Annotated in this window: 20 protein-coding genes and 2 pseudogenes; 11 read left to right on the top strand and 11 right to left on the bottom strand. The window is 73.1% G+C overall.

The annotated features are described in order from the left end of the window. Together AB0N63_RS28915 and AB0N63_RS28910 are read left to right on the top strand one after the other, a co-directional pair. Positions 1 to 225: pseudogene (locus AB0N63_RS28915) on the top strand (carbohydrate ABC transporter permease); the annotation flags it as partial. Between the two features lie 29 nt (positions 226 to 254). Next, entirely contained in the window at positions 255 to 1,613 is a 1,359-nt protein-coding gene (locus AB0N63_RS28910; protein ID WP_365533294.1) for a GH1 family beta-glucosidase, read from the top strand. A 124-nt stretch (positions 1,614 to 1,737) separates the two neighbouring features. Here AB0N63_RS28910 and AB0N63_RS28905 read toward each other — a convergent pair whose 3' ends face one another. Further along, positions 1,738 to 2,562 carry an SAM-dependent methyltransferase gene (locus AB0N63_RS28905; protein ID WP_365533293.1) on the bottom strand — a complete coding sequence of 275 codons (825 nt, stop codon included), beginning with the start codon at positions 2,560 to 2,562 and terminating at the stop codon, positions 1,738 to 1,740. Positions 2,563 to 2,826: 264 nt separating this feature from the next. On the opposite strand from AB0N63_RS28905, the gene AB0N63_RS28900 reads away from it, so the two are divergent. Continuing rightward, a complete protein-coding gene (locus tag AB0N63_RS28900) occupies positions 2,827 to 3,369 on the top strand; it encodes a hypothetical protein (RefSeq protein WP_365533291.1) in 543 nt (180 codons plus the stop codon). A 115-nt stretch (positions 3,370 to 3,484) separates the two neighbouring features. Here AB0N63_RS28900 and AB0N63_RS28895 read toward each other — a convergent pair whose 3' ends face one another. Further along, positions 3,485 to 4,384, bottom strand: a complete 900-nt coding sequence (locus AB0N63_RS28895; protein WP_365533289.1) for a CDP-alcohol phosphatidyltransferase family protein — start codon at positions 4,382 to 4,384, stop codon at positions 3,485 to 3,487. Positions 4,385 to 4,492: 108 nt separating this feature from the next. On the opposite strand from AB0N63_RS28895, the gene AB0N63_RS28890 reads away from it, so the two are divergent. The 5 genes and pseudogenes from AB0N63_RS28890 to AB0N63_RS28870 form a co-directional block, all read left to right on the top strand. After that, positions 4,493 to 5,476, top strand: coding sequence for a zinc-binding alcohol dehydrogenase (locus AB0N63_RS28890; RefSeq protein ID WP_365533287.1), 984 nt, complete (start codon positions 4,493 to 4,495; stop codon positions 5,474 to 5,476). A 138-nt stretch (positions 5,477 to 5,614) separates the two neighbouring features. Then, the gene (locus AB0N63_RS28885) at positions 5,615 to 6,013 is read left to right on the top strand and encodes a 6-carboxytetrahydropterin synthase (protein WP_019985263.1); all 399 of its coding nucleotides are present in this window, start codon (positions 5,615 to 5,617) and stop codon (positions 6,011 to 6,013) included. Between the two features lie 83 nt (positions 6,014 to 6,096). Next, positions 6,097 to 7,239, top strand: a complete 1,143-nt coding sequence (locus tag AB0N63_RS28880; RefSeq protein ID WP_365533302.1) for a glycosyltransferase family 4 protein — start codon at positions 6,097 to 6,099, stop codon at positions 7,237 to 7,239. Continuing rightward, complete coding sequence (locus tag AB0N63_RS28875) at positions 7,236 to 8,189, top strand: methyltransferase domain-containing protein (RefSeq protein ID WP_365533285.1); 954 nt, start codon at positions 7,236 to 7,238, stop codon at positions 8,187 to 8,189. Before AB0N63_RS28880 ends, AB0N63_RS28875 begins: the two co-directional genes overlap by 4 nt. Next, positions 8,186 to 9,220, top strand: a pseudogene (locus AB0N63_RS28870) (lysylphosphatidylglycerol synthase domain-containing protein); the annotation flags it as partial. The gene AB0N63_RS28875 and the pseudogene AB0N63_RS28870, both read left to right, overlap by 4 nt. A 176-nt stretch (positions 9,221 to 9,396) precedes the next feature. Here the strand turns inward: AB0N63_RS28870 and AB0N63_RS28865 are convergent. After that, the gene (locus tag AB0N63_RS28865) at positions 9,397 to 10,170 is read right to left on the bottom strand and encodes a creatininase family protein (protein WP_365533283.1); all 774 of its coding nucleotides are present in this window, start codon (positions 10,168 to 10,170) and stop codon (positions 9,397 to 9,399) included. Between the two features lie 38 nt (positions 10,171 to 10,208). Here AB0N63_RS28865 and ribA point away from each other — a divergent pair, with 38 nt between their 5' ends. After that, positions 10,209 to 10,868, top strand: a complete 660-nt coding sequence (ribA, locus tag AB0N63_RS28860) for a GTP cyclohydrolase II (RefSeq protein WP_365533281.1) — start codon at positions 10,209 to 10,211, stop codon at positions 10,866 to 10,868. On the opposite strand, the gene AB0N63_RS28855 is transcribed toward ribA, so the two are convergent. Both AB0N63_RS28855 and AB0N63_RS28850 read right to left on the bottom strand, forming a co-directional pair. Continuing rightward, on the bottom strand, positions 10,856 to 12,451 hold the full coding sequence (locus AB0N63_RS28855; protein WP_365533279.1) for an MFS transporter: 1,596 nt from the start codon (positions 12,449 to 12,451) through the stop codon (positions 10,856 to 10,858). The two genes, ribA and AB0N63_RS28855, sit on opposite strands and share 13 nt — an antisense overlap. After that, positions 12,448 to 13,047 carry a TetR/AcrR family transcriptional regulator gene (locus AB0N63_RS28850; protein WP_365533277.1) on the bottom strand — a complete coding sequence of 200 codons (600 nt, stop codon included), beginning with the start codon at positions 13,045 to 13,047 and terminating at the stop codon, positions 12,448 to 12,450. Before AB0N63_RS28850 ends, AB0N63_RS28855 begins: the two co-directional genes overlap by 4 nt. A 122-nt stretch (positions 13,048 to 13,169) precedes the next feature. Between AB0N63_RS28850 and AB0N63_RS28845 the strand changes: the two genes are divergently transcribed. Continuing rightward, positions 13,170 to 13,631, top strand: coding sequence for a PPOX class F420-dependent oxidoreductase (locus tag AB0N63_RS28845; protein WP_365533275.1), 462 nt, complete (start codon positions 13,170 to 13,172; stop codon positions 13,629 to 13,631). 142 nt (positions 13,632 to 13,773) lie between these two features. Here AB0N63_RS28845 and AB0N63_RS28840 read toward each other — a convergent pair whose 3' ends face one another. Then, entirely contained in the window at positions 13,774 to 14,658 is an 885-nt protein-coding gene (locus AB0N63_RS28840) for an NAD(P)-dependent oxidoreductase (RefSeq protein WP_365533300.1), read from the bottom strand. Between the two features lie 130 nt (positions 14,659 to 14,788). Here AB0N63_RS28840 and AB0N63_RS28835 point away from each other — a divergent pair, with 130 nt between their 5' ends. Beyond that, positions 14,789 to 15,424 carry a TetR/AcrR family transcriptional regulator gene (locus AB0N63_RS28835; protein ID WP_365533273.1) on the top strand — a complete coding sequence of 212 codons (636 nt, stop codon included), beginning with the start codon at positions 14,789 to 14,791 and terminating at the stop codon, positions 15,422 to 15,424. 118 nt (positions 15,425 to 15,542) lie between these two features. Here the strand turns inward: AB0N63_RS28835 and gnd are convergent, their stop codons facing one another. Genes gnd through tal form a run of 5 tightly spaced genes read right to left on the bottom strand, consistent with a single transcriptional unit; the run spans position 15,543 to position 21,934 of the window. Beyond that, the gene (gnd, locus tag AB0N63_RS28830; RefSeq protein ID WP_365533271.1) at positions 15,543 to 16,427 is read right to left on the bottom strand and encodes a phosphogluconate dehydrogenase (NAD(+)-dependent, decarboxylating); all 885 of its coding nucleotides are present in this window, start codon (positions 16,425 to 16,427) and stop codon (positions 15,543 to 15,545) included. A gap of 6 nt (positions 16,428 to 16,433) precedes the next feature. After that, a complete protein-coding gene (pgi, locus tag AB0N63_RS28825) occupies positions 16,434 to 18,074 on the bottom strand; it encodes a glucose-6-phosphate isomerase (protein WP_365533270.1) in 1,641 nt (546 codons plus the stop codon). Position 18,075: 1 nt separating this feature from the next. Next, a complete protein-coding gene (gene opcA / locus AB0N63_RS28820; RefSeq protein WP_365533269.1) occupies positions 18,076 to 19,002 on the bottom strand; it encodes a glucose-6-phosphate dehydrogenase assembly protein OpcA in 927 nt (308 codons plus the stop codon). After that, positions 18,999 to 20,768, bottom strand: coding sequence for a glucose-6-phosphate dehydrogenase (gene zwf, locus AB0N63_RS28815; RefSeq protein ID WP_365533266.1), 1,770 nt, complete (start codon positions 20,766 to 20,768; stop codon positions 18,999 to 19,001). Before zwf ends, opcA begins: the two co-directional genes overlap by 4 nt. After that, positions 20,765 to 21,934 carry a transaldolase gene (gene tal, locus AB0N63_RS28810; protein ID WP_365533264.1) on the bottom strand — a complete coding sequence of 390 codons (1,170 nt, stop codon included), beginning with the start codon at positions 21,932 to 21,934 and terminating at the stop codon, positions 20,765 to 20,767. Before tal ends, zwf begins: the two co-directional genes overlap by 4 nt. Positions 21,935 to 21,942: the final 8 nt, after the last annotated feature.

Below are 21,942 nucleotides of genomic sequence, written 5' to 3'. Positions count from 1 at the left end.
TACGCGTTCATGACCGCGTGGGGCGAGGTGCTGTTCGCCTCCGTGATGACCAACGACACCACCCGCACCCTCGCCGTCGGTCTCCAGGGCTACTCGACGCTCAACGACGTGTACTGGAACCAGATCATGGCCGCCTCCCTCGTCGTCAGCGTCCCGGTGGTCGCCGGCTTCCTCCTCCTCCAGCGCTACCTCGTCGCCGGACTCACCGCGGGCGCCGTCAAGTGACCGAGCGCCCCGATCCCGAAGGGACTTCCGTGACCATCGACCTCGCCGCGCTCCCGCACGACTTCCTGTGGGGAACGGCCACTTCGGCGTACCAGATCGAGGGGGCCGCCACCGAGGACGGCCGTGGGCCGTCCATCTGGGACACCTTCTCCCACACCCCGGGGAACATCGACAACGACGACCACGGCGACATCGCCTGCGACCACTACCACCGCTGGCGCGGGGACATCGCCCTGATGCGGCAACTGGGGCTGAACGCCTACCGGCTGTCCATCGCCTGGCCCCGGGTGGTGCCGGACGGCGACGGCCCCGTCAACGCCAAGGGTCTCGCCTTCTACGACCGGCTGATCGACGGCCTGCTCGAAGCCGGCATCACCCCGTCCGTCACCCTCTACCACTGGGACCTCCCGCAGGCGCTCCAGGACCGGGGCGGCTGGCCCGAGCGGGACACCGCCGAGCACTTCGCCGACTACGCCTCGGTCGTCGCCGACCGCCTGGGCGACCGGGTCACCCACTGGACCACCCTCAACGAGCCGTCCTGCTCGGCCTGGATCGGCCACCTGGAGGGCCGGATGGCCCCCGGACTGACCGATCTCACCGCCGCCGTCCGCGCCTCCTACCACCTGCTCCTCGGCCACGGCCTGGCCACCCGGGCGATCCGCGCGGCGGCCCCGAACGCCAGGATCGGCATCGTCAACAACCTCTCCACCGTCTTCCCCGCCACCGACCGCCCGGAGGACGTCGCCGCGGCCCACCGCCACGACGGCCACGTCAACCGCTGGTGGCTGGACCCGGTCCACGGCCGCGGCTTCCCCGCCGACATGCGCGAGGTCTACGGCGTCGAACTCCCCGAGCAGCACGGCGACACGGAGACCATCGCCACCCCGCTGGACTGGCTGGGCCTGAACTACTACTTCCCGGCCCACATCGCCGACGACCCCACCGGTCCCGCCCCGCACGTGCGTTCCGTACGCCGCCCCGACGTGCCGCGCACCGGCATGGACTGGGAGATCGACCCGAGCGGCGTCGAGACCCTGCTGCTGCGCCTCACCGACGAGTACCGCGCCCGCAGGCTCTACGTCACCGAGAACGGCTCGGCCTTCCCGGACGTGGTCCGCCCCGACGGCACGATCGACGACTCCGAGCGCCAGGACTACCTGGTCCGGCACCTCGCCGCCTGCGCCTCCGCCACCCGTCAGGGCGCACCGCTCGCGGGCTACTTCGCCTGGTCGCTGCTGGACAACTTCGAGTGGGCGTACGGCTACGACAAGCGCTTCGGCCTCGTCCACGTCGACTACGCCACCCAGAAGCGCACCGTCAAGGGCAGCGGACACCGGTACGCGGGGATCGTGCGCGCCCACCGGGACGGGGAGCGGAAGGCGGCGTAGCGCCGCCGTCATGGATTCCGGTGGGCGCGAGCGCGGGAGGCCCGCGCCCACCGGTCAGTCGTCCGCCCGTCGTGCTCCCGGTCAGTCGTCCGCCGTTCCGCGGTCCCGGCGGCGGGAGGAGCCGTCAGCCGTCCTTGCGGGCCACCCCGCCGTAGATGCCGATGGGCGGGGCGTCGTCCCGCGCGGGCTCGTCGGGGCGCCAGTCGGTGACCTTGACCAGACCCGGGTCGAGCAGGGTGAAGTCGCCGAAGAACTCGAGGACCTGGTCGTGCGAGCGGAGGTTCAGGCTGGCGGTGGCCTGGTCGTAGACGGCCGCCGCGTCCTCGCGCCGGTCGGCGTGGACATCGCCCGTGGCATGCGAGAGGACGAGGTAGGAACCCGTGGGCAGCGCCTCGCGGAGGGTGGCGACGACGCCCGCCGGGTCGTCCGCCCCGGCGAGGAAGTGCACGACGGCCACCAGCAGCAGTGCCACCGGCCGGTCGAAGTCGATGACCCGCAGCACCTCCGGGTGTTCGAGGATCGCGCGCGGGTCGCGCAGATCGGCCAGGACGACGGAGGTGCCGCCGGCGCCGTCCAGCAGGGCCATCGAGTGGGTGCTGACGATCGGGTCGTTGTCGACGTAGGCGATACGGGTGTCGGGAGCGATGCCCTGCGCGATCTGGTGCACATTGGGCTGGGTGGGCAGGCCCGTGCCGACGTCCAGGATCTGCCGGACGCCGCCCTCGGCGACGACGTGCCGGACGGCGCGGTGCATGAACCGGCGGTTGGCGAGGACTCCGTCGCGCACCTCGGGGGCCGCCTTCATGAACCGTTCGGCGGCCTGCTGGTCGATCTCGTAGTTGTCCTTGCCGCCGAGGAAGTAGTCGTACATCCGGGCCGGGTGCGGCTTGCTGGTGTCGATCTCGTACCGGGGAGCGGCACCGCTGTCGCCGCTGCTGAGGGAGGTCATGGATACCTGGCTCCGTCCTGGACTCGCACCCCGGTGACTGCCGTCCCGGTGATCACCTGTCAGAACCTCATCCTGGCACGGCTCGGGCAGGGGCGGCACGGGAATCCGGGGTGGTGCGGGGAAGGGACCGCCGCCGGTGCGTCCAGGCACGTGTGTCACTCGATCGGGTGGGGTTCGGCGTGGCGGGCACGGGCGGCGGGAGCGGCTCGTTCGACGGGGTGACGGGATCGTCCCGGCATCGTCCGGTTTCGAGGGAGACACGACATGGGGCTGTACGTCCACCACAACGAGGACGGCACGACCACCGGCCGGAACGAGGACACGGGCTTCACCGTGACCCTCGCCGACGAGGAGGAGGTCAAGCGGCAGTTGTACGAGGACGCGGGCTGGGAGTACACGCCACCGCCTCCTCCCGCACCGCGCGGCGTGCACCGGTTCTGCCTGATGGACGAGTGGTCCGGGACCGGCGGCATCGACGACGAGCGGTACGCGCGGCTGAGGGCGCGGCCGCCGGAGGGGTGCGTCCCGGCCGACTGGGGCGGCTTCGCCCTGGAGTGCGAGCGCCCGGGAAAGTCGCTGCTGGACGCCGTCGCCGGGACCGTCGCCGAGATCCGCCGCGAGCACGGGGTGGTGATGAACAGCCTCGGCGTCGAGAAACCGCAGGAATGGCTCGGCGCCGACGACAAGGACGGGCATGCGGCGCGCATCGTGGCCCACCTGCTGCTGACGACGGCCCACCGCGCCTCGCTGCTGGGGTACGGCCGCAAGGACCTGGTCCGGCTGCTGGACGCCACGGGGGTGCGGTAGCGGGGGCGGGGTTGGGGGCGGACCCGGCAGGGGTGCTGCGTTCCGGCGCGTTCTGCCGGTGGGGGCGGCTCGGCCCCCGCACCGGGGCGGCCCTCGCATCGGGCGTGGCGTGGCCTCACACCGTCGGCGAGGACTCCAGCAGCTCCTCGACGAGGGTGCGGTGCCGGACGGTCGTCGCTGCGGCGGAGGTGTGCGCCGAAGCCGCTGTCCCCGCGAGGGTGTGTCGCGCGGTCTCCCCGGCAGGGGTGTGCAGCGGGGGTGCGGCCTCGGCGCCGGCCGGTCGCCGCAGGGCCGCCCGCTGTCGCAGCCACAGCACGTCCCGTCCGAAGGACCACACCAGCAGGGCCAGCGCCAGCAGGACGACGCCCAGATCGGCCGGGTACGGAAGGAGGTGGGCGCCCGCCAGCAGCAGGAGGACGCCTTGCAGGGCGGCCACGGTCTTGCGGGCGGTGCTCGGCGGCAGCGGCGCGGTCAGCCAGGGCATGACGCGGGCCGCGACGACGAAGGCGTAACGCATGCCGCCGATCAGGAGCACCCAGGGGCCGAGGTCCATGGACACGTACACGCTGAGCACCAGGATCAGGAACGCGTCGACCTCCATGTCGAAGCGTGCGCCCAGCGGCGTGGACGTGCCGGTCCGGCGCGCCACCTTGCCGTCCACGCCGTCCAGGAGCAGCGCCACAGCCGTCAGACCGACCAGCAGCGACACCGGAGGTGAGCTTTCGAACGAATCGGCGACCAGCGCCGTCACCCCGCCGACGAGGGTGGCCCGCCCCAGCGTCACCCGGTTGGCCGGGCCGAAGGAGGCGAGCCGGGAGCGGAACACCGCCCTGGAGAGCACCGCCCAGGTGCCGACCGCGAAGACCAGGCCGGTCACCCAGCCCGCAGGTCCCATGCCGATCGCCGTGCCGAGCAGGGCCAGCAGCAGGATCTGCACCCCCGCTCCCACCGCGGTCTCCTGTTGGACGGGCATGTGACGACAGGGCCTCGCCTCGTACGTGTTGTTCAGGGCCACCGCACACCCTCCGACGGAGTGACAGAGTCGATCAACGCCGCGTACTGTGCGCGGCCTGTGCACACCTCGGTACGTGGACCACCTGCCGATCGTTCAGGAGGACGTTCGATGAACAGTTCCGCCCGTGCCTTCTGGCTCGGTTCGCCCGGCCGGGGCGAGATACGCGACGAGAGCCTTCCGGAGCCCGGCGCCGGCGAGGTCGTCGTGCGCACGCTGTACTCCGGGGTCAGCCGGGGCACCGAGACCCTGGTGTTCCGCGGCGGGGTGCCCGTCAGCCAGCACGGGGCGATGCGGGCGCCGTTCCAGGAGGGCGACTTCCCGGGGCCGGTGAAGTACGGCTACCTCAACGTGGGCGTGGTGGAGGCGGGGCCGCCGGAGCTGGCCGGGCGCACGGTCTTCTGCCTCTACCCGCACCAGACCCGCTACGTCGTGCCGGCGAGCGCCGTGACCGTGGTGCCCGAGCGGGTCCCCGCGGGGCGGGCCGTCCTGGCGGGCACCGTGGAGACCGCGGTGAACGCGCTGTGGGACGCCGCGCCACTGGTCGGCGACCGGATCGCCGTGGTGGGCGGCGGGATGGTCGGCTGCTCGGTGGCCGCCCTGCTGGCCCGGTTCCCCGGGGTGCGGGTCCAGCTGGTGGACGCCGATCCCGCGCGTGCCACCGTCGCCGAGGCGCTGGGCGTCGGCTTCGCCACGCCCGGGGACGCCCTGGACGGCTGCGACCTCGTCGTGCACGCCAGCGCCACCGAACAGGGTCTCGCCCGCTCGCTCGAACTGCTGACCGCCGAGGGCACCGTCCTGGAACTGAGCTGGTACGGCGACCGCACCGTCTCGCTCCCGCTCGGCGAGGCCTTCCACTCCCGCCGTCTGGTCATCCGCAGCAGCCAGGTCGGCACCGTCTCCCCGGCCCGCCGTGGCAACCGCGGCTACGCCGACCGGCTCGCCCTCGCCCTGGACCTGCTCGCCGATCCGGCGCTGGACGCGCTGATCACGGGTGAGTGCGCGTTCGAGGAACTGCCGGAGGTCATGCCCCGGCTGGCGTCCGGTGAGATATCGGCCCTGTGCCACCGGGTGCGGTACGGCACGGACGCATGAGCTGAGAAACACGCGCCGCTGACCTGACAAAAAGGGTGCGGGCGGGCTGAACAAGGGGAAGCGTGGAGCCGTACTACACGGCATCCCCCGGCAGGTACGGGCGGGGGACCAGACGCGCCGCACCTGGAGGGTCGTCCGTTGTTCAGCATCACCGTCCGCGATCACATCATGATCGCCCACAGCTTCCGCGGCGAGGTGTTCGGGCCCGCGCAGCGGCTGCACGGAGCCACGTTCCTCGTGGACGCCACCTTCCGGCGCGAGCAGCTGGACGACGACAACATCGTCGTCGACATAGGCCTGGCCACCCAGGAGCTGGGCGCGGTGGTCAGCGAGCTGAACTACCGCAACCTAGACAACGAGCCCGACTTCGCCGGGATCAACACCTCCACCGAGTTCCTCGCCAAGGTGATCGCCGACCGGCTCGCCGAGCGGATCCACAAGGGCGCGCTGGGCGAAGGCGCCAAGGGCCTGGCCGGCCTCACCGTCACCCTGCACGAGTCGCATGTCGCCTGGGCGAGTTACGAGCGTGCGCTGTGACCGACACGACCACCCACCACGCCCCGGCCCCCGCAGCCCCGTCCCCGACGGCCCCGGCCCTCGCGGCCCCGTCCCTCGGCTACGTGCCCGCGCAGCGCGCGGGCCTGGAGAACGTCGGGATCATCCCCATGTCCCTGCGCACCGCGCACTTCGTCGTGCCGGGCGGCGTCGACGACCCGGCCACCCCGAGCGGCGGCAACGCCTACGACCGCCGCGTCAGCCTCGACCTGCCCGGCTTCGGCTGGCACGTCCGGCCGCACCCCGTGCCGGGCGACTGGCCCCGGCCCGGCGACCGGGCCCGCGCGGAACTCGCCCGGACGCTGCGGGAGCTGCCGGACGGCGCCGTCGTCCTCCTCGACGGGCTCGTCGCCTGCGGCGTTCCCGAGATCGTCGTACCGGAGAGCGAACGGCTGCGCCTTGCGGTCCTCGTGCACCTCCCGCTCGGCGACGAGACGGGGCTCGACGCGGCCGTCGCCGCCGACCTGGACGCCAGGGAACGCCAGGTGCTGCGAGCCGTGCCCGCCGTCGTCGCCACCAGCGACTGGGCGGTCCGCCGGCTCGTCGCCCACCACGGCCTCGCCCCCGAACGGGTGCACCTCGCCACCCCGGGCGCCGACATCGCGCCGCTCGCCCCCGGCACCGACGGCGTCTCACGCCTGCTGTGCGTCGCCGCGGTCACCCCGCGCAAGGGCCAGCACCGGCTGGTGGAGGCCCTGGCCACGGTCACCGACCTGCCCTGGGAGTGTGTGTGCGTCGGCGCCCTGACCCAGGACCCGGCCTATGTCGCCCGGCTGCGCGACCTGATCGCCGGGCACGGCCTCCAGGACCGCTTCCACCTGGCCGGACCGCGCACCGGCGCCGAGCTCGACGCCTCCTACGCCGCCGCCGACCTGATGGTCCTCGCCTCCTACGCGGAGACCTACGGCATGGCGGTCACCGAGGCGCTGGCGCGCGGCGTGCCCGTGCTGGCCACGGATGTCGGGGGCGTGCCCGAGGCGGTCGGCCGCGCACCCGACGGCGGGGTCCCCGGCATCCTCGTCCCGCCGGAGGACCCCGCCGCCCTCGCCGCCGAACTGCGCGGCTGGTTCGGCGAGGCCGACGTACGCCGCCGGCTCAAGGCGGCAGCCCGTGGCCGGCGCGCCGCCCTCGGCGGGTGGGCCGCCACCGCCCGCAGCCTGGCCGGCGTCCTGGCCCTCCTCCCGCGCGAACCCCGGAGGGCGGCATGAGGGACACGACGGCCGCGGCCCGGACCGGCGGACCCGACGCGGTGATCGCGGGCGCGGGTCCCGTGGGGAGTCCCGGCGAGCGGGCCACCGTACGGCTCCGGGCGGAGGAAGCGGCTGAGCCGCCCCGGTACGCGCCCGAGTGGCTGCGGTTGCGGGAACCCGCCGACGCGGTGGCCCGGGCCACGGACCTGCTCGCTCCGCTACGCGCCCGCCTCGCCGAACAAACGCCCGCGCAGGGCGGGTTCGTCGTGCACGACCTGGGCTGCGGCACCGGTTCGATGGGCCGCTGGCTCGCCCCCCGGCTGGCCGGCGCACAGCACTGGGTCCTGCACGACCGCGACCCCTATCTGCTGCACTTCGCCGCCGCGGGCGCCGCGCGCGCCGCGGCGGACGGCAGCCGGATCACTGTGGAGACCCGGCGCGGCGACCTGGCCCGGCTGACCCCCGACGCCCTGGCCGGGGCCGGCCTGGTGACGGCGTCCGCCCTGCTCGACGTGCTCACCCGCGACGAGGTCGCCGCCCTCGCCGCCGCCTGCGCCGGAGCCGGCTGCCCCGCCCTGCTCACCCTGTCCGTGGCCGGCCGGGTCGCACTCACCCCGGCCGACCCGCTGGACGCCGACCTCGCCGAAGCCTTCAACGCCCACCAGCGCCGCACCGGACTGCTCGGCCCGGACGCGGTGGCGGCCACCCGCGAGGCGTTCGCCGTGCACGGCGCGGACATCGCCGTGCACCCGAGCCCCTGGCGGCTCGGACCCGGCGAACGCGGCCTGGCCGCCCAGTGGCTGCGCGGGTGGGTCGGCGCGGCCGTCGAACAGCACCCCGAACTGGGGCAGCGAGCCGGCCGTTACCTCGCCGAGCGTCTGGAGGCCTGTGCGGCGGGGCAGCTGGAGGTCGTCGTGCACCATGACGACCTGCTGGCCCTGCCCGCGCGGACGGGCGGTGCCGCATGAGGATCCAGACGGTGGACCCGTCGGCGGCCGGCACGGACGCCGTCCCGGCTGCCCCCGCCCCCTCGCTCCGTGCCGCCCGGACCGGCCCCTCCCCGGCTCCCCGGGCGGCAACCGCTTCCGGCCGGGCCACCCGCGTCCGTCCCCTCCTCGCCCGTGCCGTCGGCATCGACACACGTGTGCTGCGGGCACACCTCGGCACCGTCACGGGTGTGCTGATCCTGGCCGTGCTGCTGTGGCGGTTGGGCAGCGGGGTCTTCCTGGACGGACTGCGCCGTATCGACGCGCCCGCGCTTCTCGGCACGGTCGCCGTCGGCGTCGTCACCACCGTGTTCAGCGCCTGGCGCTGGCAGTTGGTCGCCCGTGGGCTGCGCGTCCGGTTGCCGCTCGGCGCGGCCGTCGCCGACTACTACCGCGCGCTGTTCCTGAACGCGGCGCTGCCCGGCGGCGTCCTCGGCGACGTGCACCGCGCGGTGCGGCACGGACGCGGCGCCGGGGACGTGGGACGCGGTGTGCGGACCGTCGTCCTGGAGCGCATGGCCGGTCAACTCGCTCTCGCCGTCACGGCGGTGGCGGTCCTGCCGACCCTGCCGTCCCCGGTCCGCTCGCAGGCCCGCCATCTCGCCCCGCTCATCGGCCTGGCCCTGGTGGGCGCGCTGGCCGTCGCCCTCGCCCTGCGGATGAACCGGCCGCCCTCCAGCGGCCGCCGGGACAGCGGCCTGCACCGGCTGCTCGGCGAGGCGCGCGAGGGGCTGCTGTCCCGCCGTACCGGGCCGGGTGTCGCCTTCTCCTCCGTGGTCGTGCTCGCCGGGCACCTCGTGACGTTCGTGATCGCCGCCCGGGTGGCCGGGTGCGCCGCTTCCGTCGCCGTGCTGCTGCCGCTCGCCGTGCTCGCACTGGTGGCGATGGGACTGCCGCTGAACGTGGGCGGGTTCGGTCCCCGGGAGGGCGTCACGGCGTGGGCGTTCGGCGCCGCGGGCCTCGGCGCGGGCACCGGGCTGGCGGTGGCCGTGGTGTACGGGGCGCTGAGCTTCGCGGCGAGCCTGCCGGGGGCGCTCGTCCTGGTCGCCCACCGGCGCACCGGGCCGCCGGCCGGACGCCGGACCGCCACGGCGGCCCCCGAGTCCGGGCCGCGGGTCACGCCGACGGAGCCGGCGCCCGGCCCCCGGGCCGCTCCGACGGCCCCGGAGCCGGCGCCCGGCCCCTTTGCTCACTCCGGCGGCTCGCCCGGGGCCAGCAGTGAGAAATACGGTTCGAAGGAATCGGCGAGGCTCGCCAGCAGTTTCCTGCCCTTTTCCCCGTCGCCCAGGGAAGGACGGCCGATGACACCCGATTCGGTATAGGCGGACATTCCGACGGTGAGGAGATGACGCCGGTCGTCCGCGACGAAGTCCGCCTTTTCGTAGCCTTCTTTGACCATTTCGGGGTGTGCGTGCAGAAGAATCGACGTCTCGATCTCCCCGGCGTGCATGTCGGTGAGCAGAGAGGTGCGCACCCCGGCCCGTTCCCGGGCCGTCTCCCAGTCCTCCGCGGCCGGGAAGAGCGCGATGTGCTCGCCGCGCGCCGAGGACTCCTGGACGACGTTGCCCAACACGTAGTTGCCGCCGTGCCCGTTGACCACCACCAGGGCGTCCACGCCGGAGCGGCGCAGCGAGTCGGCGATGTCCCGCACCACCGCGTGCAGGGTCGTGGCGGAGATGCTGACCGTCCCCGGCCAGGCCGCGTGCTCGTGCGAACAGGAGATCGTCACCGGCGGGAGCAGGTGCACCGGGTACGCGGCGGCGATCTCCCGGGCGACGGCACAGGCGACCAGCGTGTCCGTCGCCAACGGCAGGTAGGCGCCGTGCTGTTCGAAGCTTCCCACCGGCAGGACGGCGACCTGCCGCGCCCGGCCGGCTCCCCGGTTCCGTACGTCCTCCGTGGTGTCCGCCGGCACCAGGCCCCGCGCACCGGATGCCGTCGGCCGCGTTCCTGAACCACTCATCATTTCCCGGCCTTTCGTCTCTGCTTAGGAACCAGATCATGACAGAAAACCTCGGCGTACTCGGCAAGAAGTCTCCACGGCGCACGGGTGTGGAACGCGTCGTCAATGCCCCACTGCCCACGGTCCACGGGAAATTCCAGGCGATCGGCTACCTCGATCACGACCGTGGCGACGAACAAGTCGCGCTGGTGCACGGCGACATCGGCGCCGAACGGGTTCTGGTCCGGCTGCACTCCGAATGCCTGACGGGTGACGCCTTCGGGTCGCAGCACTGCGAGTGCGGCGACCAGCTCACCGCAGCGCTGCGGGCCGTGGTCGCCGAAGGCAGCGGCGTCGTCGTCTACTTGCGGGGTCACGAGGGCCGGGGGATCGGACTGCTCGCCAAGCTGCGGGCGATGGCATTGCAGGCGGAGGGCCTGGACACGGTCGAGGCCAACCTCGCCCTCGGCCTGCCCATCGACGCCCGCGACTACGGCGTCGCCGCCGGGATGCTGCACGACCTCGGCGTGCGCTCGGTACGTCTGATGTCCAACAACCCGCGCAAACGGGAGGCGTTGGTCCGGCACGGCATCGAGGTGGCCGAGCAGGTGCCGCTGCTGATACCGCCGTGCGAGAGCAACATCACCTATCTGCGCACCAAGCGGGAGCGCCTGGACCACCATCTGCCGCACCTGGACGCGGTGGCTCACCTCTCCTGAGCCGGCGCCGGGCCGGCGGCCGGGACCGCCTCGCCGTCGGCCCCGGACCCCGGTTCGCCGCGCCGCCGTCCGGGCGAGGCCGGGCCGCCGCGGTGCCCCGGCAGCGTCCAGGCCGCCGCCGCGCCCGCGCAGGCCACGGCCGCGAGCGCCGCCAGGGCCGGTCCGGCGCCGCCCGCTGTGCGCAGTGCGGTCGCCGCGGCCACGCCCAGGGCGGGCCCGACGTTCATCGCGGTCTGCTGGAGGCCGCCCGCGACTCCGGCGGAGGCGACGGCCGCCTCGCGGACGACGACCTGCGTCGCGGCCACCATCACCGTGCCGAACCCGGCGCCCAGCAGTGCGAAGCCGGTGCAGAGCGCGGGGGCGGCCGTCGCCCGGACGAGCACCAGCACCCCCAGCGCGAGCAGGAGCATCGCCGTCACCGTCGCGCGGCGTGCCCCGCAGCGGCGCAGCACCACAGGGCACCCGGCCGCCGCGAGGACCATCAGGAGCGCCAACGGCAGGCTCCGCAGGGAACTTTGGAAGGGGTCGAGGCCGAGCGTGTCCTGGAGCACGTAGGTGGCGACGAACAGCGTGCCGGACAGGGCCGCCGACGCGGCCACCAGCACGACGAGCGCCGAGCCGACGGCCGCCGAGCCGATGACGTCCGGCGGCAGCAGCGCAGCGGCGGTGCGGCGCTCGTGCCGGACGAACGCGCCCCCGGCGATCACGGCCGTCACCGCGACGACGGCCGTACCCGGCCCCGCGCCACCGGGCTCCGCCACGGCGACCAGCGCCCGCACCGCACACCCGAGCGCCACCGCCAGCAGCAGCGCCCCCGGCAGATCGAGCCCGGCGACCGACAGCCGCGCCCCCGCGCCGCGCTCGACTCGTCCGGCCCGCCCGCCGCGCCCCGTCCCCCCGGCCCGCACCGAGCGTCCGGCCCGTCCGGCCCCACCGTCCCCTCCGGTCCGCTCGGTCTGAGCAGCCGGAGCCGCCCGAGTGGCGTACTCGCCCCGCTCGTCCTCGTGAGGCGCCAGGGCCAGCAGTCCGAACAGCAGCGCAGGACCCACGTTCAGGAAGAACGCCGCTCGCCAGCCCGGTCCCGCCGCCAGCGCACCACCCGCCAGCGGCCCGGCCGCGGCCGCCACCGCGATGGCGCCCGTCCGGACCGCCAGCGGCATCGCGAGCCGGTCCGGAGGGAAGGCGGCGCGCAGCATCCCCAGCGTGGCCGGCTGCGCCAGCGCGCCGAACACGCCCTGGGCGACGCGCAGTCCGATCACCCAGCCGATCGAAGGCGCGAGCCCGATGCCCGCCGACGCCGCCCCGAAGCCCAGCATCCCCACGGCGAACAGCCGCCGGTGCCCGAGGGGCCGCCGCCCGCTCAGCAGGCCGTGCGGGAGGTCGCCGAGCCGTCCGGCGAACACCAGCAGACTCGCCACCGCGATCAGGTAGCCGGTGCTGGTCCACTGCACCTGTGCGTACGACGCGTCCAACTCTTTCTGCAGCCGGGGCTGGGCCACGGTGAGCACCGTGCCGTCCAGGGCCACGATCACCGCCCCGGCCACACTGCTCGCGAGCGTCACGCCCCGTCGGCGACGGTTCACCGGCCGCCCTCCGGTCCGAGATGCGCGTCCAGGGCCGTTCGAAGAAGGCAGGCCAAGTCGTCGTCCTTCGTGGCCAGTTGCAGGCTTCCCCAACGCCAGAGCTGGGCGATGCCGTGCAGGTTGGCCCACAGGGCGCCGGCGGCCACGCGCGCGTCGGCGTCGAGGCGAACCCGGCCGACCAGGTCCACGAGGATGCCGAAGAGCGGCAGGCTGGTGTCCCGCAGTCCCAAGTGTCCGCTCTCGAGCAGGTCATGGCGGAACATCAGCTCGTACATGCCGCGCTCACGCGTGGCGAACTCCAGGTAGGCGCGTCCCAGCGCGGTCACCTGGGCGCGCGGGTCCGCCTCGCCGTCACCGAGGGCGCCCCGGGCCTCCTCGACCCGCGCGGCCAGCTCGGCGAAGCCGCGCCGCGCGATGGCGGACAGCAACTCCACGTGGGTGGGGAAGTGGCGGCGCGGCGCTCCGTGCGAGACACCCGCCCGGCGGGCGATCTCCCGCAGGGTCAGCGCCTGGACGCCCTCGGCGGCCACCAGCTCCGCGCCGACGTCGACCAATCGGTCCCGCAGCGCCCTCGAACCCTCGTCCGACTCAGTCATGGACACTGTCTACCAGCACGGAGTAGACACTGTCTACTCCGTGCTGGGATGCATGCGCTGACGCCACGGAAGCGGGCCGACAGCGGGGAATGCCGACCACGACCCCGCGGGTTGACCCGGATATGACTCAGGACACATCGCACGACTCCGCTCAGGAAACCCTGCTCGCCCTGCTCCCGGAGGTGCGCGGCGGGGTGCTGGTGACCCTCAAGCGCGACGGCCGCCCCCAGTTGTCGAACGTCAGCCACGCCTACGACCCGGACGAGCGCGTCGTGCGCGTCTCGATCACCGACGACCGCGCCAAGACCCGCAACCTGCGCCGGGACCCACGGGCCTCCTACCACGTCACCAGCCAGGACCGCTGGGCCTACACCGTCGTCGAGGGGACGGCCGAACTGTCCCCCGTGGCGGCGGACCCGCACGACGAGACCGTCGAGGAGCTGATCCGGCTCTACCGCGACCTCCTCGGGGAGCACCCCGACTGGGACGAGTACCGTGCCGCGATGGTCCGCGACCGGCGCCTCGTCCTGCGGCTCGGGGTGGAACGGGCGTACGGCATCCCCAAGGACGCCGACAAGGGCTGAACCGGCCGCCCGCGCCGGCGCCCCCGCCGCCTCGTGCACGTCCGCCCGCACCCGCCTCGCCCCGCCGGCCTCGAAGGCCCGCCCCGCCCGACCGGCTCCGAAACCCCGACCGCCGAGGGGCCGGTCACCAGCCGCCGGCCGGTCAGCCCTGTGGAGCGGCTTCGGTGCGCGCCTCCAGAGCCCTCAGCACCGCGACCATGTCCTCGCCGCCGTGCCCGAGCGTGACCGTCTCCGTGAAGAGGGCGTGACACGCGTCGAGCAGCGGCGAGGCGATGCCCGAGGCGCGGGCGGCCTCGGCGATCAGCCGGTTGTTCTTGAGCACGTCGCCGGCCGCCGCCTGCACGGAGAAGTCCCCGGTCAGCAGCTTCGGCGCCTTCATCAGCGACACCGGGCTGGCCATCGGGCCCGCCCCCAGGACGTCCAGGAACAGCCGCCGGTCGAGCCCCTGCCGCCCGGCGAAGTGGAAGGCCTCGGTGAGCCCGGTCACCAGTGTGATCAGGAACAGGTTGACCGACAGCTTCATCAGCAGCGCGGCCGGCGCGGGACCGCACACGAAGGTCTCGCCGCACAGGGGGGCGAGCAGCCGCCGTACCGTCGCCACCGCCCGCTCCTCCCCGGCCAGCATCGCCACCAGCCTGCCCTCCTCGGCGGGGACGCGCGACCCGGAGACGGGCGCCTCGACGTAGCTGCCGCCCGCCGCCCGCACATCGCTCTCCAGGCCTTGCGAGTACGCGGGCGAGGTGGTGCCCATGTGGACGACCAGCCGCCCCGCTACCCGGGTCGCGAAGTTGGCCGTGCCCCGGGCCAGGACCGCGTCCGTCGCGGCCTCGTCGGCCAGCATCAGGAACACCGCGTCCGAACGGCCGAACACCTCGCCGGGCTCCGCCGCGACCTCGGCGCCGGCGGCACGGAGCGCATCCGCGCGGGCTGCCGTGCGGTTCCAGACGAGCAGCTGGGCGCCGGAGCGGACCAGCCTGAGCGCCATGGGGCGGCCCATGACGCCGAGACCGAGGAAACCGACCTTCACGGGGACCCCCTGGGGGCGGGACGAGGTTATGACAGTGGTCATAGTAGCGAGCGTTATGACGATGGTCATAGGCTGAGGGGTCGTAGGAGATCCGAGGGGCGTGCACGACGCACAGGAGGCGAGGCCGAGGATGACTGAGGCCCGGGGGAGCGAGCGGGGGCCACGGGAGCGGATGGTCTTCAGCGCGGCGCAGCTGATCCGGCGCGACGGGGTCGGCGCGACCGGGATGCGGGACGTCGCCGCCCACGCGGGCGCACCGCGCGGCTCGCTCCAGCACTACTTCCCCGGCGGCAAGGAGCAACTGGTCAACGAGGCGGTGGCCTGGGCCGGGCGCTACGCAGCCCGGCGCGTCGCCCGTTTCGTCGCGGCCCTGCCCGAGCCGACGCCGAGCGGTCTGTTCGCCGCGATGGTGCGGCAGTGGACGGACGAGTACGACACGGCGGGCGCCGTGGGCGGCTGCCCGGTGGCCGCGGCGACGGTCGACCTCGCGTCGTGCGGTCCGTCCACCCGCGAGGCGGCCGCCGCCGCGTTCGCCGCCTGGCGGACGCCGGTGGCCGGGGCGCTCACGGGCATGGGGGTGCCGGCCGAGCGGGCCGAGCCGCTGGCCACGCTGATGATCAGCAGCCTGGAGGGCGCGATCCTGATGGCCCGGGCCGAAGGCGGCGTACGGCCGCTCGCGACCGTCGCCCGCGAACTGGCCCCGCTCCTGGACACGGCCGTACCACCCGACGGCGCTCACCGGCCCGACGGCGCCCCGCACCCGTGAAGGCACGCGTCAGACCCGGGCGGCGGCAGCACGCCCCCACAAGTGAGCAGGGCCCCGGCGCACCCGCCGGAACCCTGCTCACCGGTCCGATCGGCCGCTCCGCCGCGGCCGAGAAGCGTCAGCCCTTCTTCACCGCCTCCACGGCGTGCCCGCCGAACTGGTTGCGCAGCGCGGCGATCATCTTCATCTGCGGCGAGTCCTCCTGGCGGGAGGCGAACCGGGCGAAGAGCGAGGCCGTGATCGTCGGCAGCGGCACGGCGTTGTCGATGGCCGCCTCGACGGTCCACCGGCCCTCGCCGGAGTCCTCCGCGTAACCGCGCAGCTTGTCCAGGTGCTGGTCCTCGTCGAGCGCGTGGACCGCGAGGTCGAGCAGCCAGGAGCGGATGACGGTGCCCTCCTGCCAGGAGCGGAACACCTCGCGGACGTTGTCCACGGAGTCCACCTTCTCCAGCAGCTCCCAGCCCTCGGCGTAGGCCTGCATCATCGCGTACTCGATGCCGTTGTGGACCATCTTCGCGAAGTGGCCGGCGCCCACCTTGCCCGCGTGGACGAACCCGTACGGCCCCTCCGGCTTGAGCGCGTCGAAGATCGGCTGCAGATGGTCGACGCACTCCTTCTCGCCGCCGACCATCAGGGCGTAGCCGTTCTTCAGGCCCCACACACCGCCGGAGACGCCCGCGTCCACGAAACCGATGCCGCGCGCGTGCAACTGCTTGGCGTGCTTCTCGTCGTCCGTCCAGCGGGAGTTGCCGCCGTCCACGACCAGGTCGCCCGGCTTGAGCAGGGTGGCGAGCTGGTCGATGACGTGCTGGGTGGGGCCGCCGGCCGGGACCATCACCCACACCGTGCGCGGCGCCTGGAGCGCGTCGACCAGGTCGACCATGCTCTCCACGTCCGACACTTCGGGGTTCTGGTCGTAACCGACGACCGTGTGGCCGGCGTTGCGGAGGCGCTCCCGCATGTTGCCGCCCATCTTGCCGAGACCGATGAGTCCGAGCTGCATGTCAGTTCACTTCCTGAGGGTGCGGTAGGCGGCCACGAGGGCGGCGGTGGACGGGTCGAGACCGGGCACGTCGGCCCCTTCGGTGAGGGCGGGTTCGACGCGCTTGGCCAGCACCTTGCCGAGTTCGACGCCCCACTGGTCGAAGGAGTCGATGTTCCACACCGCGCCCTGTACGAACACCTTGTGCTCGTACAGCGCGACCAGCTGGCCGAGGACCGAAGGGGTCAGCTCGGTCGCCAGGATCGTGGTGGTGGGGTGGTCGCCGTGGAAGGTGCGGTGCGGGACCTGCTCCTCCGGCACGCCCTCGGCGCGTACCTCCTCGGCGCTCTTGCCGAAGGCCAGCGCCTGCGTCTGCGCGAAGAAGTTGGCCATCAACAGGTCATGCTGCGCCTTGAGTTCGTCGCTCAGTTCGCCTACCGGGTTGGCGAAGCCGATGAAGTCGGCCGGGATCAGCTTGGTGCCCTGGTGGATCAACTGGTAGTAGGCGTGCTGCCCGTTGGTGCCCGGGGTGCCCCACACCACGGGGCCGGTCTGCCACTCGACCGGTTCGCCGTCGCGCTGCACCGACTTGCCGTTGGACTCCATGTCCAGCTGCTGGAGGTAGGCGGTGAACTTCGACAGGTAGTGCGAGTACGGCAGCACCGCGTGCGTCTGCGCGTCGAAGAAGTTGCCGTACCAGATGCCCAGCAGGCCCAGCAGCAGCGGGGCGTTGGCCTCGGCGGGGGCGTTCCTGAAGTGGTCGTCGACGATGCGGAACCCGTCGAGCATCTCGCGGAACCGGTCCGGGCCGATGGCGATCATCAGGGACAGGCCGATGGCGGAGTCGAAGGAGTAGCGGCCGCCGACCCAGTCCCAGAACTCGAACATGTTGGCCACGTCGATGCCGAAGTCGGCGACCTTCTCCGCGTTCGTGGACAGCGCCACGAAGTGCTTGGCCACCGCCTCCGGGCCGGCCTTCAGCTCGCCGAGCAGCCAGTTGCGCGCCGAGGTCGCGTTGGTGATCGTCTCGATCGTGGTGAACGTCTTGGACGCGACGATGAACAGCGTCTCCTCGGCGTCCAGGTCGCGGGTGGCCTCGTGCAGGTCGGCGCCGTCTACGTTGGACACGAACCGGACCGTCAGCCCGCGGTCGGTGAAGGCGCGCAGTGCCTCGTACGCCATCGCCGGGCCGAGGTCGGAGCCGCCGATGCCGATGTTGACGACGTTCCTGATCCGCCGGCCGGTGTGCCCGGTCCACTCGCCCGAGCGCACCCGCCCGGCGAAGTCGGCCATCTTGTCGAGCACTTCGTGCACCTTGGGCACGACGTTCTCGCCGTCGACCTCGATCACCGCGTCGCGCGGGGCGCGCAGCGCGGTGTGCAGCACGGCCCGTCCCTCCGTGACGTTGATCTTCTCGCCGCGGAACATCGCGTCGCGCAGGCCGAACACGTCGGTGGCGGCGGCCAGATCCCGGAGCAGGGCCAGCGTCTCGTCGGTGATCAGGTGCTTGGAGTAGTCGATGCGCAGATCGCCGACGCGCACCGTGTAGCGCTCCGCGCGCGAGGGGTCCTCGGCGAACAGGTCCCGCAGGTGCGGCTGCCACTGGTCGTGGTGGTCCGCCAGCGCGGTCCACTCGGGCCGCCGGGTGAGCTTGGGGGTGTCGGACATGTCAGACGGTCTCCTTGATGCCGTCGCCGCGCAGGGCGATGGCGTACATCTCGTCGGCGTCGAGTCGGCGCAGTTCCTCGGCGATCAGCTCCGAGGTGGGACGTACCTTGAGGGCCAGGGTGCGCGAGGGCTGGCCCGGCAGGGTCAGCGTGGCCAGCGGACCGGCGGGCCGGTCGATGACGATCTCGCCGTCCGCCGTGCCGAGCCGTACGGCCGTCACGAACGGGCCGGCGCTGCCCACCCGGTCCACCCGGACGTCGAGGCGGGCCTCCAGCCAGCGGGCCAGCAGCTCCGCGCTCGGGTTGTCCGGCTCGGCGTCCACGGCCGCCGACGTCACCTCCACCCGGGCCTGGTCGAGGGCGGCGGCGAGCATCGAGCGCCACAGGGTGAGCCGGGTCCAGGCGAGGTCGGTGTCGCCGGGCGCGTAGTGCCGGGCCCGCTGCTCCAGGACCTCGAGGGGGCGGTCGAAGGCGTACAGGTCGGTGATCCGGCGCTGCGCCAGCGCGCCGAGCGGGTCCTCGGCCACGTTCGCCGGGGCCTCCACCGGCCACCACACCACGACCGGCGCGTCCGGCAGCAGCAGCGGCAGGACCACCGAGTCGGCGTGGTCGGACACGTCGCCGTAGGTGCGCAGCACCACGGTCTCGCCGGTGCCGGCCTCGGAGCCCACCCGGATCTCCGCGTCCAGCCGGGAGTGGGTGCGGTCGCGCAGGGTGCGCGCATGCCGCTTGATCACGACCAGGGTGCGCGAGGGGTGCTCGCGCGAGGCGTCCTCGGCCGCCTTGATCGAGTCGTAGGCGTTCTCCTCGTCCGTGACGATGATCATCGTCAGGACCATGCCCACGGCGGGCGTGCCGATCGCGCGGCGGCCCTGCACCAACGCCTTGTTGATCTTGCTTGCCGTGGTGTCGGTCAGGTCGATCTTCATGGCCTGCGCCAGCTCCGTCCGTCTCGTGCGAGCATCTCGTCGGCTTCCCGCGGACCCCAGGTCCCCGAACGGTACTGGGCGGGCCTGCCGTGCTCCTCCCAGTACGCCTCGATCGGGTCGAGGATCTTCCAGGACTCTTCCACTTCCTGGTGCCGGGGGAACAGGTTGGCGTCGCCGAGCAGCACGTCCAGGATGAGCCGTTCGTACGCCTCCGGGCTGGACTCGGTGAAGGACTCGCCGTAGGCGAAGTCCATCGACACGTCCCGGATCTCCATCGACGTGCCCGGCACCTTCGAGCCGAACCGCACCGTCATGCCCTCGTCCGGCTGGACGCGGATCACGATCGCGTTCTCGCCCAGCTCCTCGGTGGCCGTCGAGTCGAAGGGGGAGTGCGGGGCCCGCTTGAAGACCACCGCGATCTCCGTGACCCGGCGACCCAGGCGCTTGCCGGTGCGCAGGTAGAACGGGATGCCGGCCCAGCGGCGGTTGTCGATCTCCAGCTTGACCGCCGCGTAGGTGTCGGTCTTCGACTTCGGGTCGATGCCCTCCTCCTGGAGGTAGCCGACGACCTTCTCACCGCCCTGCCAGCCCTCGGCGTACTGCGCGCGCACCGTGTGGGCGCCCAGGTCCTCGGGCAGCCGCACCGACTTGAGCACCTTCAGCTTCTCGGTGAGCAGCGCCTCCGCGTCGAAGGCGATGGGCTCCTCCATCGCGGTGAGCGCCATCAGCTGGAGCAGGTGGTTCTGGATGACGTCGCGGGCGGCGCCGATGCCGTCGTAGTAGCCGGCCCGGCCGCCGATGCCGATGTCCTCGGCCATCGTGATCTGGACGTGGTCGACGTAGGAGCGGTTCCAGATCGGCTCGTACATCTGGTTGGCGAAGCGCAGCGCCAGAATGTTCTGGACGGTCTCCTTGCCCAGGTAGTGGTCGATGCGGAAGACCTGCTCCGGGTCGAAGACCTCGTGCACGATCCGGTTCAGCTCACGCGCGCTCTCCAGATCATGGCCGAACGGCTTCTCGATGACCGCGCGCCGCCAGGAACCCTGCGGCGCCTCGGCCAGACCGTGCTTCTTCAGCTGCTCGACGACCTTGGGGAAGAACTTCGGCGGCACCGACAGATAGAAGGCGTAGTTGCCGGCCGTGCCCCGGGAGGAGTCCAGTTCCTCCACGGCGACGCGCAGCTGTTCGAACGCGTTGTCGTCGTCGAAGTCGCCGGGGACGAACCGCATCCCCTCGGCGAGCTGCTGCCAGACCTCCTCGCGGAACGGCGTGCGCGCGTGCTCCTTGACCGCGTCGTGCACGACCTGCGCGAAGTCCTGGTCCTCCCAGTCCCGGCGGGCGAAGCCCACCAGCGAGAAGCCCGGCGGCAGCAGACCCCGGTTCGCGAGGTCGTAGACGGCCGGCATCAGCTTCTTGCGGGACAGGTCGCCCGTCACGCCGAAGATGACCAGGCCCGACGGCCCCGCGATACGCGGCAGCCGCCGGTCCCGGGGGTCACGCAGCGGATTCACCCAGTCGGTGGCGGGCACGGCCTCCGTCCGCGCCCCCAAGGACGCGGAGCCGGACGGCGCGGAGCCGCCTCCGGCACCGGAGGCGGCGGCGTCGGACGCGGCCGCCGCGCTCCGGCGGCGCTCCTGTTCGACGGCCGGCTCCCCGGTCTGCATGGCCTTGGGACCCGGCCCCTCCGGAACCGCGGCGGCTCGCGCCGACGGGTCCTTCGCCGCGTCCGCTCCCGGCTTCGCCGGCTCGGCGGGCTTGTTGCTCATTCCGCGTCAACTCCCTTGCTGTTCAAGGACTTCGCGACCGCGTCCAGCAGGTCCTGCCAGGCCGTCTCGAACTTGGCGACGCCCTCGTCCTCCAGCTGCTGCACCACCTCGTCGTAGGAGATGCCCAGCCGCTCGACCGCCGCCAGGTCGGCGCGGGCCCGCTCGTAGCCGCCCGTCACCGTGTCACCGGTGACGACGCCGTGGTCGGCGGCGGCGTTCAGCGTGGCCTCCGGCATGGTGTTCACCGTGCCGGGCGCGACCAGCTCGTCCACGTACAGGGTGTCCTTGTACGCGGGATCCTTCACCCCGGTGGACGCCCACAGGGGACGCTGCGCGTTCGCCCCGGCGCCCGCGAGCGCGGCGAAGCGCTCACCGGCCGGCGTCGTGCCGTCTGCCGAGCCGAACACCTGCTCGTACGCCGCGTAGGCGAGGCGCGCGTTGGCCAGGGCCGCCCGGCCCTTGAGCGCCAGCGCCTCCTCGTCGCCCAGCAGGGTGAGCCGCTTGTCGATCTCGGAGTCGACCCGGGAGACGAAGAACGAAGCCACCGAGTGGATCCGCGACAGGTCCCGGCCCGCGGCGCGCGCCTTCTCCAGACCGGCGAGGTAGGCGTCCGTCACCTCGCGGTAGCGCTCCAGGGAGAAGATCAGTGTCACGTTCACACTGATACCCGCTCCGACGACCTCCGTGATCGCCGGCAGGCCCGCCCGGGTGGCCGGAATCTTGATCATCACGTTGGGCCGGTCCACCAGCCAGGCCAGCTGCCGCGCCTCGGCGACGGTGGCCGTCGTGGCGTGCGCGAGCCGCGGATCGACCTCGATGGAGACCCGGCCGTCCCGGCCGCCCGTCGCCTCGAACACCGGCCGCAGCACATCGGCGGCGGCCCGTACGTCGGCGGTGGTCATCATGCGCACCGCCTCCTCGACGGTGACGCCGCGCACCGCCAGATCGGCCAGCTGCTCCTCGTAGCCGTCGCCCGAGCCGATGGCGGCCTGGAAGATCGAGGGGTTGGTGGTCACGCCCACCACGTGCTTGTTCTCGACGAGACCGGCCAGGTTGCCCGAGTCGATCCGGCGCCGCGACAGGTCGTCCAGCCAGATCGACACGCCCTCGGCGGACAGGCGCTCGAGCGCTCCGGCGGTCGCGGTTGCTTCGGTCACAGTGATCATCTTCCTTG

The sequence above is a fragment of the Streptomyces sp. NPDC093260 genome (assembly GCF_040683715.1).
Lineage (GTDB): Bacteria > Actinomycetota > Actinomycetes > Streptomycetales > Streptomycetaceae > Streptomyces > Streptomyces sennicomposti.
This window is presented reverse-complemented; position numbering and strand designations above follow the sequence as displayed.